This is a genomic window from Stutzerimonas sp. 21-1 (assembly GCF_056336065.1).
In genome coordinates, this window is record NZ_CM150500.1 from 1,699,956 (window position 1) to 1,713,042 (window position 13,087).

Annotated in this window: 11 protein-coding genes; all 11 read right to left on the reverse strand. The window is 65.7% G+C overall.

The window, feature by feature from the left end:
* Positions 1–7: 7 nt before the first annotated feature.
* The 11 genes from AC0ZJQ_RS08405 to AC0ZJQ_RS08455 all read right to left on the reverse strand — a co-directional run bounded on the left by AC0ZJQ_RS08405 (position 8) and on the right by AC0ZJQ_RS08455 (position 13,023).
* Positions 8–2,452 carry an efflux RND transporter permease subunit gene (locus AC0ZJQ_RS08405; protein ID WP_237264825.1) on the reverse strand — a complete coding sequence of 815 codons (2,445 nt, stop codon included), beginning with the start codon at positions 2,450–2,452 and terminating at the stop codon, positions 8–10.
* Positions 2,452–3,438, reverse strand: a complete 987-nt coding sequence (locus AC0ZJQ_RS08410; protein ID WP_417520215.1) for a WD40/YVTN/BNR-like repeat-containing protein — start codon at positions 3,436–3,438, stop codon at positions 2,452–2,454. Before AC0ZJQ_RS08410 ends, AC0ZJQ_RS08405 begins: the two co-directional genes overlap by 1 nt.
* Entirely contained in the window at positions 3,431–4,354 is a 924-nt protein-coding gene (locus tag AC0ZJQ_RS08415) for a hydroxymethylglutaryl-CoA lyase (protein WP_314020115.1), read from the reverse strand. Before AC0ZJQ_RS08415 ends, AC0ZJQ_RS08410 begins: the two co-directional genes overlap by 8 nt.
* A gap of 3 nt (positions 4,355–4,357) precedes the next feature.
* Complete coding sequence (locus AC0ZJQ_RS08420; RefSeq protein WP_314020116.1) at positions 4,358–5,557, reverse strand: CaiB/BaiF CoA transferase family protein; 1,200 nt, start codon at positions 5,555–5,557, stop codon at positions 4,358–4,360.
* Between the two features lie 225 nt (positions 5,558–5,782).
* The gene (locus AC0ZJQ_RS08425) at positions 5,783–6,646 is read right to left on the reverse strand and encodes a DMT family transporter (RefSeq protein WP_102828290.1); all 864 of its coding nucleotides are present in this window, start codon (positions 6,644–6,646) and stop codon (positions 5,783–5,785) included.
* A 31-nt stretch (positions 6,647–6,677) separates the two neighbouring features.
* Positions 6,678–7,736, reverse strand: coding sequence for an LLM class flavin-dependent oxidoreductase (locus AC0ZJQ_RS08430; RefSeq protein ID WP_102828291.1), 1,059 nt, complete (start codon positions 7,734–7,736; stop codon positions 6,678–6,680).
* 31 nt (positions 7,737–7,767) lie between these two features.
* Entirely contained in the window at positions 7,768–8,352 is a 585-nt protein-coding gene (locus tag AC0ZJQ_RS08435; RefSeq protein WP_237264821.1) for an NADPH-dependent FMN reductase, read from the reverse strand.
* 705 nt (positions 8,353–9,057) lie between these two features.
* Complete coding sequence (locus tag AC0ZJQ_RS08440) at positions 9,058–9,417, reverse strand: hypothetical protein (RefSeq protein WP_237264820.1); 360 nt, start codon at positions 9,415–9,417, stop codon at positions 9,058–9,060.
* Positions 9,414–10,592: a class I SAM-dependent methyltransferase gene (locus tag AC0ZJQ_RS08445; RefSeq protein ID WP_237264819.1), complete on the reverse strand. Its 1,179-nt coding sequence runs from the start codon at positions 10,590–10,592 to the stop codon at positions 9,414–9,416. The genes AC0ZJQ_RS08440 and AC0ZJQ_RS08445 overlap by 4 nt, the downstream gene beginning before the upstream one ends.
* Positions 10,593–10,610: 18 nt before the next feature.
* On the reverse strand, positions 10,611–11,438 hold the full coding sequence (locus AC0ZJQ_RS08450; protein ID WP_237264818.1) for an alpha/beta fold hydrolase: 828 nt from the start codon (positions 11,436–11,438) through the stop codon (positions 10,611–10,613).
* A gap of 4 nt (positions 11,439–11,442) precedes the next feature.
* Positions 11,443–13,023: an FAD-binding oxidoreductase gene (locus AC0ZJQ_RS08455; protein ID WP_237264817.1), complete on the reverse strand. Its 1,581-nt coding sequence runs from the start codon at positions 13,021–13,023 to the stop codon at positions 11,443–11,445.
* Between the last annotated feature and the right edge of the window lie 64 nt (positions 13,024–13,087).

Here is a 13,087-nt window from a genome sequence, read left to right on the forward strand (position 1 = left end):
CACGGCGCTAGCTAACGGGGTTAAGTGCTTCATTCTTTTTTTCATTATCAGCCGCTCCATTGTGCTCGAGGTTTAGCGCGCGCCCGGTGGACTGGGCTTTTTTCGGTGTGCTGTGTTCGAAGATGAATTTCGGCTTGAACACCAGCGCCAGCGAAGGCATGACAAACAGGGAGGTGAGTGCCGAAACCATGAGCCAGAGCCCGATCAGCATGCCCATCTCTGCTTGGAAACGAAGGGAGGAGAAGGACCAGAACAGCACGCCGGCGGCCAGGGTGAAGGCCGTCAGCAGCACGCCGCGGCCGGCCGAGCCGAGCGATTGCAGCACGGCATCCAGCGGAGCGGCGTCGGGGTGCTTCTCCAGGTATTCCTTCATGGAGTCGACGATGTAGAAGGCGTAGTCCACGCCCAGGCCGATCCCCAGGGCCACCACCGGCAGCGTGCTGATGCTCATGCCGATGTCCTGCCAGGCCATGAAGGCGAAGGTGACGACGTTGGAGATCGCCACCGGGATGATGAAGAACACCCCGCTGACCGAAGAGCGGTACACCACCAGGCAGCACAGCACCACCACCAGGAAGGCCAGAGCCACCGCCTCGATCTGGTCGCTGAGGAGAATCTCGTTGACCGCCGCGATGATGCCGAGCACGCCACCGACCAGCTTCACCTCGGCGCCCTCGATGGGGTTCTCGGCGATGAACTCCTTGGCGTAGTGGGTGGCCTTGCGCAGGGTGTCGCCCTTGTGGTCGCGGAAGAACAGGGTGACGGCGCCGTTCTTGAAGTGCACATCGCTGAACTGCGCCAGATCGCCCGGGTCGGCGCCCTGCATGTAGAAGCTGATCAGCTCGCCGTTCTCTACCTGGCTGCCGCCCAGTTCACGGAAACGCGGGTTGCCTTCGTAGAGGTTGCGGCGGATGTCGACCACGATGTCGGCCAGGGAAATGGCACCGCCGATCTCCTCCTGGCGTTCCATGTAGCGCGAGAAGCGCAGCATCCAGTCGAGCACCTGCGGCGTTTTCAGCGTGTCCAGCTCCTGGCCCTCGATTACCACGAACATCTGCTCGGAGCCGGGGTACAGGCGGTTGATCAGCGCGCTGTCCTGGTTGAAGGAGGAGTCCTGCCAGAGGATCGGCGAGCCATCGCTGGCATCGCCGATGGTCAGCCGGGTGGCCTCGAATACCAGTCCAGCCATCAGCACGATCACCAGTGGCGCGATGTAGTAGCGGGTACGGCTGCGCACCACCCACTTGGCACCGGCCAGAATGGCGCGCATGAAGCCGTCCAGGTTGAACGGGTGGGCGTAGCCCTGCGGACGCTTGATGAACGACAGCAGCGCCGGGGTGAGGAACACCGCCGACACAGTGATGGTCATCACCCACACCGCACCGACGATGGCGACCTTCTGCAGCAGCGGGATGGGCGTGAGGATCACGCACAGGATCGCGCCCGCGTCGGCATACAGCCCCAGCATGCTCGGCCGCCACAGCTCCTTCATGGTCTGCTCGGCGGCGCGCCGCGGATCGACGTGTTCACCGCCCAGCGTCAGGTCGTCGAAGCGGGTGATCATCTGCACCGAGTGCGACAGCGCCCGGGCGGTGATGATGAAGGCCACCACGATCACCAGCGGGTCGAAGTTGAAGCCCAGCAGGTTGCCGATGCCCAGCGCCCAGATCGCCGAAACCAGGCCGGCCAGCAGCGGCAGGATGGTGCCGCGCCAGGTGCGGCTGAAGACGAACAGCAGCACCAGCATTGCGCCCAGCGACAGCAGCGACAGGCTGACGGTCTCGCCGAGGTAATGCGCCACCCAGCCATAGAGGATCGGCTCGCCCACCAGATGCAGCGTGACCTGATCCTGCACCTGCGAGGCATCGAGCAGCGTCTGGATCTGCGGGAAGATCTTGCCGTAGTCCACCAGGTGGTCGTAGAAGTCCACCTGGATCAGTGCCGAACTCAGCTCGCGGTCCACGTACAGGCCGTACACCATCGGGTTGTTCAGCACCGCCTGGCGCAGCTCGTTGATCTCGTCCCGCGTCTGCGGCACGTTCGGCCACATCATCGGCTGCGTCTCGATGCCCTCGCTGGAGGCGTTGACGCGCTTGAGCTTCTTCGACGCCAGCGAGGTGATCTGCATCGGGTTGACGCCCTCGACCTTCTGCAGGTCGTAGGTGATGCGGCGGATCTCCTCGAGGATGTCGCGCTCGAAGATTTCCCCCTCGCGCGCCTTGACCAGGATGGTGACGCGGTTGCTGGCCGCGAAGCTGTCCTGGTACTTGCGGTGCACCTGCACGTACGGATGGTCGTGGGGCACCATGTCGCTGAAGCGGGTGCGGATGTCCAGGCCGCCCAGTGAAGCGGCGAAGGCTACGGTGGCCAGCGCGATGGCCACGCAGACCATGACGCGATTGCGAATGGACCAGGCGGCCAGACGCGCGGTATAGCTCTTGACGCTATTCATCACGGGGTCTCCTTGATCAGCAGCCGAAGGTCTTGCGCTTCGAGCAGGCCGACCTGCTTGCCGACCAGCAGCACGCCGCGGTCGGTATTGACCAGGCGGCTGTGGTAGCTCTTGTCCAGGCTGGCCGGGCTCCAGCGCTGCCAGCCCTGGTCGGGCACGGCATTGCGGGTCTGGTAGAGCGCGCCGCGGTCGCCGGTGGCGATCCAGCGTTGCTCGTGGAAGGTCACGTCGTAGAGGTGTTCCTCGGTGAACGGCGGCAGCTCGCGCCAGTCCTGGCCGCCGTTCTCGCTGAGGTACACGCCGCCGCGATTGCCGACGGCGACGCCGGTGTCGCCGTTGAAGTGCACCGCGCGCAGGCTTTCGCTGCTCAGCTCCTGCACCCGCCAGCTCTCGCCGTGATCGACGCTGTGCAGCAGGCGGCCGAACTCGGCGGCGATCCACAGATCGCCGTTGGCGCCGGCGCGGATGCTGTTGAGGGTTACGTCCTCATCGATGCTCAGCGCTTGCCACTGGCTGAGGTCGGCATCGGCGCGCAGCAGGCTGCCCATCTCGCCGACCGCCCAGAAGTGCCCGTCGATGAACGACACGTCGAGCAGCTTGGCCACCGAGTCCTCGCCCAGCAGCTGCTGTTGCTGCCAGCTGCCGTCAGCCTGGCGGACCCACGCGCGGCCCTGGTTGCCAACCACCACCACGCGGCCATCCGGCGAGCTGGCGATGCCTTGCAGGTTGTCGCGGCCGGGGACCTCGGCACGTTGCCAGCTCTGGCCGTCGTCGGACGACTCCAGCAGCGCGCCGTTCTGGCCGACTGCCCACCAGTGCTGGCCCAGCACTTCGGCATCGAAGAAGGCATCGCGGGTTTCCAGCAGCGGCTGGTCGAGCGGATGCGGATTGACCGTCGGCTGAACGAACAGGGCCGCATAGGACAGCCCCCCGATGATGAGCCAGGGCGACAACCGCCCGGCCCAGCTGAGACTGGACTTAAGCATGCGTTGCCTCCCGATGTGCCTGATGCTGGCGCTGCAGCCAGCGGAAGCTGTGGCCGCCGAGCGGGGTTTCGGTCAGTGCCTGCACCCGCTGCACCGCGTCCACCAGCGCCAGGCTGTCGATCCCGGTGTCCAGGCCCATGGCGTTGAGCATCAGCACCAGGTCCTCGGTGGCCAGGTTGCCGGTCGCTCCTGGTGAGAACGGGCAGCCGCCAAGGCCGCCGATGGAGCTGTCGAACTCGCGCACGCCGGCGTCGAGCGAGGCCAGCACGTTGGCCAGCGCCATGCCGCGGGTGTCATGGAAGTGGCAGGACAGCCGCTCCTGCAGGCCTAGCGAACGCAGCGGTTCGAGCACGCCGCGCACGCTGGTCGGATGGGCTGCGCCGATGGTGTCGGCGATGATGACCTTGTCCGCGCCGGCGTCGAACAGCCGCTGGGTGAGAGCGATCACGCGCTCGGCCGGGGTGACGCCCTCGAACGGGCACTCGAAGGCGACCGCGACGTAGGCGCGCGCCTCGAGGCCGTCGCGCCGCGCCTGCTGCATCAGCTCCAGGCATACGGCGGTGGTCTCGTCGAGACTCATGCGGATGTTGCGCTGGTTCATGGTCTCGGTGGCCGACAGCACCACAGCCACCGAACGAGCACCTGCGGCCCGCGCCAGCTCGTAGCCCTTGGCGTTGGGGATCAGCGCCGAATACGCGACCTGATCGGGCATCGGCAGGCGGGCGAACAGCGCGTCGGTGCCGGCCATCTGCGGCACCGCCTTGGGCGACACGAAACTGCCGACCTCGATGCTGCGAATGCCGGTGGCCAGCAGCGCCTGGATCATTTCCAGGCGCTGCTCGACGGTGAGGGTCTTGCCCTGGCTCTGCAGCCCGTCGCGCGGGCTGACTTCATTGACGACGATGCGCTCGCTCATGGCTCACCTCACCACCTTGCTGGCGCGCAACTGCGCGATGCGTGCGTCGCCGTAGCCGAGCAGGGTCTTGAGCACTTCGTCGGTGTGCTGGCCGAGCAGGGGCGGCGGGCTGAAGTGGTCGTCGCCGTCCACCGAAAGCTTGATCGGATTGCCCGGCGCGTTGACCTTGCCGCCCTCGGGGTGCTCGATCTCGACCACCATGCGGCGGTAGAGGATCTGCGGATCGCTCAGCGCCTGGCCGAAGTTGTTCACCGGGGCACAGGGCACGCGCACCGAACTCAGCAGGGCGACCCAGTGGTCGGTGGTCTGGGTGGCGAAGACCTCGTTGAGGATGCCTTCGATCAGCACCTTGTTGGCCAGGCGTTCGGGCTGGGCCTTGAACTTCGGGTCCTTGAGCGCCTCGATGTTGAGCAGGTTGACCAGGTTGTCCCAGAAGCTGTCGAAGATCACCGCGACGATGAGGAAGCCGTCCTGGGTCTTGAAGGTGTTGTACGGCACATGGACGAAGTGGCCGTTGCCCAGCGGCGTGGGGTTCTGGCCGCTGAGGAAGTACATGGTGGCCATGTAGTTGAGCATGCTGATCTGGCAGTCCAGCATCGAGATATCGACGTGCTGGCCATGGCCCTTGGCGTTGCGCGCCTGCAGCGCGGCGAGTACGCCCATGACGGCGAACATGCCGCCACCCAGATCGCCGATCGGAATGCCGGCCCGGGTGGGCTTGTCGGCATTCTCGCCGGTGATCGACATGCCGCCACCGATGCCCTGCACCACCTGGTCGAAGGCCGGGCGCTGGTAGTTGGGGCCGTCCTGGCCGAAGCCGGTGACCGAGCAGGTGACGATGCGCGGGTTGATGGTCTCAAGGTGCGCGAAGTCGATCTTCAGCTTGGTCGTCACCCCGGCGCTGAAGTTGTCGAGTACCACGTCGGCGGTGCGGACCAGGTCGTAGAACAGCTCCAGACCGGATTCGCTCTTGAGGTCGATGCAGATGCTTTTCTTGTTGCGGTTGAGGGTGAGGAAGTACGCCCCCATGCCGTGCAGTGAATTGTTCGGGTCCTTGGCCAGCAGGGCGCGGGTACCTTCGCCTGCCAGCGGCTCCACCTTGATCGTGTCGGCACCAAGGTCGGCCAGGATCATGCCCGCATACGGACCGGACAGCATGTGGGTCAGATCAATGACCCTTATCCCTTCTAAAGGCTTGCTCATATTGTTTCTCTTATAAGTGCATTGGAGCCACGACCAGACCATTGCAATTGCGCTGCCAACTTCGCGAAGTTTTTCTATCTGGTTGATAATTGAAGATTTATTTGTTGCGCGCAGCAGTTGCTCAGCCACGCCGAGCTGCGCTGTTTTTCAACTTGAAAGGTGGGGTTTCACAGTGGTGAAAGGCTTTCGCGGACTGGCCTGACGAGGCGCCGCGCAAGCCGTCGATCAGCGGGAGGAGGCGGGCGTCGTGGCTGGTCGCTGGCTGAGCAGGATGCCGGCGAAGACGATCAGCGCACCGGCGAGTTGCAGCGGCGTCAGCGTCTGGTCCAGCAACAGGTAGCCGAGGCAGATGGCGGTCAGCGGGCTGAGCAGCAGGTAGACCGAAAGCTGCACCGGGTCCAGGCGTGGCAGGGCGCGGAACCACAGCAGATAAGGCAGCAGGGTGCCGAACAGGGTGAGGAAGCCGTAGCCGGCGATCTCGCGGGCATTTGGCAGCGGCAGCGGAAACTCCAGCCAGGCGGCCAGCGGCAGCAGCATCAGCCCGCCCAGCGTGAGTTGCCAGCCGACGTAGGGCAGGGCGGGGATGTCCAGTTTCCAGCGTTTCATCAGCAAGGTGCCGGTGCCCATGCTCGCCGAGGCCGCCAGCGCCGCGGCGGCGGCCGGCAGGTCCCAGTGCATCCGACTGGGCGCGACCAGCACCAGCAGCATGCCGCAAAAACCCAGCAGCGCGCCGGCGCTGATCAGCCGGCTGGTGCGCTGGCGAAACAGCAGCCAGGCCAGACCCCACACCAGCAGCGGCTGGGTCGATACCAGCAGTGCCGCCAACGGCCCGGCCAGGCGCGAGGCGGCGTAGAACAGGCAGGCATGGGTCAGCGCCATGCTCGGCAGGCTGATCAGCAGCAGCGGCTTCCATTGCCCCGGCTGCGGCCGGTAGCGCAGCGCGGCAACCAGCAGCAGACCGGGCAGCAACAGCCGGATCAGCGCCGTGGTCAGCGGCCGGTCGGTCCACAGCACCTCGGTGGTCAGCCAGTAGGTGGTGCCCCAAAGCATCGGCGCGAGGGCCGCGCCGAACAGTAGCTGGATGGACATGGCGATCCTTCTGCCGGGGAAGCGGCGCGCGCTAGCAGGTCAGCTTCGGCATGACCTGCTCGCCGAACAGGCGGATGCTCGGCACGAAGTCGGGGATGCTGAACAGGATGCCGTCCACCCCGGTTTGCGCCGCGATGTCATCGATCTTGCTGGCTACCGTGGCCGGCGAGCCGTGGATCACCGGCATGCCCATGAAGGCCAGGTTGCCGTCCTCGAAACTGCGCTGCAGGCCGCTGAGCATGCGGTTCGCGGTGCCGCCCGGGTTGGAGTCCAGCGCGGCGCTGGCGAGGATGTTGGCGATGGCGCCCTGGTCGGCACCGGCGACGATGGCTTCGCACTGCGCGCGCGCCTCGGCATCGGTTGGGGCCAGCACCAGTTGGAACAGCGCGTAGATGCCCACCTGCCGCCCGGCCTTGGCTGCTTCCTCGCGCATCTGCTCGCAGGCCGCGGCGAGTGCCGGCTTCTCCGCCATGATGAAACTGTGATCGCCATGCCGGGCGGTGAACGCCAGCCCTGCAGGCGACTGGCCGGCGCAGACGATGGGAATCTGTCGGCTTGGGCGCGGGTTGACCACGCAATCCAGCACCTCGAAGAAGGGGCTCTTGTAGGTCACCGAGGGCTCGGTCCAGAACTTCTTCACCAGGGTCAGGTAGTCGGCGGCGTACTCGTAGCGACGACCGTAATAGTCGTCACCCGGCCAGACCCCCATCTGCGTGTATTCGGGGCGGTTCCAGCCGGTCACCACGTTGAGCCCGCAGCGCCCGCCGCTGATGTCGTCGATGGTCGCCACCATGCGCGCGACCACCGCCGGATGCCGGGCAAGCACGGTGACGGTGGGGAACAGGCCGATGCGCTCGGTGACGGCGGCCAAGCCGGCCATCAGGGTGAAGGTCTCCAGGCATGAATCCCAGTAGCCGGTTTCGCCGCCAAAGCCCTTGAACTTCATCATCGAGAGCACGAAGTCCAGGCCCTGGCGTTCCGCCTCCAGGGTGATCTGCTTGTTGTGCTCGAAGGTGGGCAGGTAGACCGGGCTGCCCTTGGACGGGATGTAGCCGTTGCTACCGTTGGGAAGGAAGATTCCGAACTTCATGACAGTCCTCGCTTGCGTGGCGTTGATGGGTTCACAGGCCGTAGCGGAAGGCCGCGACCGGTTCCGGCAGGGCGCGGCGGATATGGTCGAAGCCGCTGATGTAGGCCCGCAGCAACTGCAGCGTATGGTCGATGCGCTGCCGGCAGCGGGTTGCCTCCGGGTTTGCTTCGTCGCTGTGCAGCACCGCCTGCACGTCGCGGACGACCAGGTGGTCGGGCAGGTAGCAGGGGCGGAAATTCTTGAACGAGTAGCTGCGCAGCTCCAGCACCGGATAAAGCCCGCCGGCGCCTCCGGACACGCCGCACAGCAGCACCGGCTTGTGCGCCAGCCAGGCGAGGTCCATGTAGAGGAACCAGTTCTTCAACGCGGGCGTGGCCATGCCGTGCCACTCGGGCGAGATCAGGATCAGCGCCTCGGCGCTGGCGGCCTGCGCGGCGAACGGGTAGGGCACGCCTTCCTGCCAGAGCGGCAGGGGCGCGCTGCCCAGGTCGTGCAGGGCGACCTCGTCGGCGATCTCCAGCGCTTGCAGGCGCTGGCGCAGATAGTCGGCCAGGCGGGCCGACTGGCTGTCGGGCGAATGGCTGCCGGACACGATCAGGATCTGGGGCAACGGCATGGGCGGTTCCTTGCGGGTTTTGCTCATGCTGCATGGAGCAATTAGTGAGCCAATTGCCCTGAGGCCCCTTGCCGCTGGGGTTTCTGCGGTGTTCGGGGTGGGGTTGCGGTTCGCTTTGGAAAATTTCGTTCAACTTGCAATGGGGGCGTAGGTGCCCGGTCGAGGTCCCTGCCTAGGCGACCCCGTCCTTCGCTCCTCGGCGTCCATGCATCGCATCCCCCTACGCGCACCGCGACTCGGCCTCCTGACGGGATCGGGGTCTGAGTCGCCTGGAAGATCGAGAAGCCGGTTGCGCTGCGCTTGGCTTTGGCTTTGCTTTTTCTGTGCACGACCTGCCAAGCAGCACCCACCGCCCCTTTCAGGAGGGTGAGCGCAGTCGCTGCGTAAGGGGATGAGCCGCATGGATGCGGCGAAAGGCTTAAAGGGCCAAGGACGGCCCTTGTAAGCCGACCCCTGGAGCAGTGATGGAGCGAACGGACCCGGAGCGGAGCGCAGGGCCGGATGTAGGGGCAAGCGGTTTTGGTTACTTTTGCCGCGATTGGCAAAAGTGACTCGCCCAGCAGGGCGAAACCAAGCTCTCAAGCAACTCGCCAAACAATCATATGCAGCAAAACGCTCAACTTCCCCTGCTTACCCCCAGCATTCGCAAGTACGCCGAACGAACAAAAAGGCCGCCCAGCGGGCGGCCTGTCGTGTGCGCGACGATTACTGCTCCACCTGTTCCACCGCCGCCAGGTACGCCGCATCGTTGGGCTTGCCCGCGTCCGGGTCCTCGTGATCCTGCGCGATGATGCGCAACACATTGCGCAGCATCTGTTCGCGCCGGGCGTCCCGTGCCTCGCGTACCGCCGCGTCGGCGACGTAGTGCTCGACGGCGTCGCCAGCCAGGGTGCCCTGGGCCACCAGCAGGCGCTCCAGGCTGTCCACGCGATCGGCGAGGACCGACACCTCGCCGGCCAGGCCCATGAGCATCGCCAGCAGCTTGTCCACCGCGGGGTCATCGAAGAAATACGGGCGTGCGCCCTTGGCCTTCTTCGGCAGGCTGTAGGGGGATTGTGCTGTCATTTCCAGGCTCCATAGACGTACCACTGACCGCCGCCGCCGAAATCGCCACCCTGGAACACGTGGGTGTAGCGCTGGCTCAGCTTCGATTCGAATGCGCTGGGCGCAAGGATTTCGAACACCTTGTCGCGGGCGAAACCGGCTGCGCTGCAGTCGGTGACAGGGTCGATCAGGTGGCTGCCGCGCCAGAACGGCTCGTTGTTGTTGCGGGTATCCCAGTCGAGCATGAAGGCATCGTAGGGCGGCAGGTCCTTGTAGGGCGGTGTCTCGCCGTGGAGCATCACGCCGCCGTCACGCAGTACGCGATAGCACTCGCGGAAGATGTTGCGCGCCGCCTTCTTCGAGGTTTCGTGGATCAGGATGCTGCCGTTGACCACGTCGAAGTAGCCGTCGGGGAAATCCAGCTGCTCGGCGTTCATCTGGATGAAGTGCACCTTGACGCCGAGGGATTCGGCACGCGCATGGGCGTAGCGCAGCACCGGCGCGCCGACGTCGATGGCGTACAGCTCGGCCTCGGGGTAGTACTCGGCCCAGGCCAGGGTGGAGTGGCCCACCGTGCAGCCCAGGTCGAGGATGCGCTGTGGCTTGAACTCCGGGTGGTTTTCCTTCAGCCACTTGGCGGTGGAGGCGCCGATATCGTCGTTGAACGGCCCCATGCGGCCCATCGAGTAGATGTACACGGCGCGGTCATAGACGGCGCCGGCGGCGACGTCGTCGGCGCCGAACTCGGAGTGATAGCCGCCGGGCATGCAGTGGATGTCGATTGCGGTGTGGTAGTCGGGAATCTTCAGTTCGGGATTGAGGGTCAGGCTGCCCAGTTCCGGCTTGGCGCCGGTCTCGCGGGCGGCCTCCACCAGCCCGGGCAGCTGTCGCTCGACCGGGATCTGCACCGAGTTCCACATCATTTCCTGGCTGCAGCGCTGCAGGCTGCTCCAGAAGCGGTAGTACTCCTCGCGCTTCATCAGCCGTTCGATGTCCACCAGGCTCGGCTCCTGACCCTTGGCCTGCAGCTGCGGCTCGACCTTTTCCTCGTAGACCTTGCGGTTGCCGGGCGAGACGTGCAGCGCCAGGTATTGCTTGAAGGAGCGCACGAACTCCTGGCGCGCCTCCTCGTCGTGGGTCATGTCGACCAGGACGTCGTGCCGATACTGCGTTGTGGTGTCGTTTATTGTTTGCATCTCGTTGCACCTCGTCGTTCAGGCCGTCGTTGCCGATGTCCCGGCCTGTTGAAAGAACGTGCGGATCACCTGCGCCATGTACTGCGGCTGCTGATCCAGCACATAGGCCCCGGCTTCCAGTTCCAGCACTTCAGCATCCGGTCGCGCCTGGCAGGCGCGCTGGAAGTAGGGGTGAAGCACATCGCGGTCGCCGCAGATCAGTAGCAGCGGGCAATCGACCTGCGCCAACCAGGCGGGGAAGTCCTGGTCGAATACCGCCGCGTAGGCCTCGTGCCAGCGATCCCCGGCGATCAGGGTGTCGATGGCCTCGCGGGTGGCCAGCGCCGTCGACGGTGGATAGGCGATCGGTTGCTGGTCGAGGTGGGTGACGCGCTGCCACACCTCGGCCAGATGGGTGGCCTGGTCGTCGATGGTCAGCGGTTTCACCGCGCTGTCGCGCCACAGACGGCGCTCCTGTTCGGTGAGCTGTACCGGCCCGATCATCGCCAGCCGGCGTACCCGTTGCGGGTGCTGCGCCGCCAGTTGGCAGGCCAGGGCCGCGCCGGTGTGATGGCCGAACAGGTTGAAGCGCTCGATGCCCAGCGCGTCGACGGCTTCCAGCAGGGCGCGGACGTAGTAGTCGGTGGTGGGAACCAGCGGCGGCCGGTAGGAGCCGCCAAATCCCGGTGTATCGAGGGCGTAGAGCGGAGCGAGGTCGCCGAGCTGCTCCATCACCGCCTGGTACATGGCCGAGGAGCTGGCCGTCTGGTGCAGGAAGACGGTCGGCACGGCCTGCCGGCCGGCGACGTAGCGCAGATGAATCTGCCCGTCCGCCACGTCCACGTAGGTTTTCTTCACCGTCGTCATGGCTTCACTCCAGCCCCAGTGCGCCGGGGTTCATCAGGCCCTTCGCATCCACCGTGCGCTTCATCTGCTCGAGCAACTGGCGGGTGCCGACGTTGCCGATGGAGCGCTGGAAGGGGTAGTACTTGCCGAGCTGCAGGTGGCAGGCGCCCAGCTCGAAGTACAGCTCGCGCAGGCGTTCGCGCAGCCCGAGGGCGACCTCGCGGGTTTGCGGGTCGGCCGGGATGGCGCCCCAGTCCTTGCGGTACGACGGTTCGATGAGGTCGAGGCGGAACTGTCCCAGTTCATCGAACCAGTACAGGCTGGGCTCGATGACGAATTCGGCGCCGGAGAAGCAGGTCAGGTACGAGTACTTGATGTTGTGGCGCTGCATCAGCTCGGCGTTCTCGGCGAAGAAGCGCTCGGTGGTGAGCGCGGCATCCACCGCCCGCGACAGCGGGAAGAAGCCATGCACCGGTATCCACACCTCGCCCTGGCTGCCCAGCAGGATGGTGCGCACCCCGCCGAAGGGCTGGGAACGGAAGGCCAGCGGAATGGCGTTGCCGATCGGCGCGCCGCCGTTTTCGCCGACGATGGTTTCGGCGATCAGCAGCATGCTGGCGACGGCTTCCGGGGTCGGGCCGTCCACGGCGATGTGCAGCGAGTAGTTGACCTTGCTCAGCAGCTTGCGGCCCTGAGTGGCGATCTTCACCGCATTCTTCAGGCCGCTGAGCAGGCTCTTGCCGGAGGTCGTCACGTCGGCCAGCACCGACAGGCCTTCGCTGAGGGTGAAGCCCTTGTCCTCGAATCCGGCGTTGTAGAACGGATCGAAACCGTAGCACTCGCTGGCGATGCCCTCGCGGGCGATGGCCGTCTGCGCTTGCAACATGGCTTGCAGGGTTTCGAAGCCGTAAGACGCGCAGAGGGTTTCAGCGGGCATCTTGATCAGCCGCAGGCAGGCCTCGACCTTCAGGCCGAAGGCACCGGTATCGGCGGTGAACAGGCCGGTGAGATCGGGGCCGAAATGCCGGTAGAAGCCGTTGCTGTGCAGATGGGCCGAGGAGCCGGTCTGCACCACCTGGCCGTCGGCGAGGATGACCTTCAGCCCCAGGCAGCTCTCTGCCGCCGTGTGGTGGATGCCCGAGCCATGAAACAGGCTGTTCTGCGACAGCGCCCCGCCAACGGTGGCGTACATACCCGACAGCGGGCCGTAGTAGGGCGTGCGCAGGCCCTTGGCCTTCAGCGCCTCGTAGAGTTCGCTCCAGGTGCAGCCGGTCTGCACCCGCACGTACATGTCCTGCTCGTTGATCTCCAGGATGCAATTGAGCCCGCGCAGATCGACGATCACGCTGCGCGCGCGGGTCGGCACGTAGCCGCGGGTGTAGGACATGCCGCCGCCGCGTGGCACCAGGGCGATGTTCTGTTCGTGGCAGTAGGCGACCGCCTGCGCCAGCGCCTCTAGCGTGGCGGGCTGGAGCACGGCTCCGGCGACGGCCTCGGGCTGGAAGCTGAGGTCGGTGGAAAAATACTGACGCGAGGGTTCGTCCGCCAGCAGGGCGTCCTGGCCGAGGATCTCTCGCAGATCGTTGAGGTGGTGGCTGTCCAGCATGATCCAATTCCTTGTTCGGGCGCTCGTTCGGACGAGCACGGTCGTGGCGTTCGGTTCGTGCAAA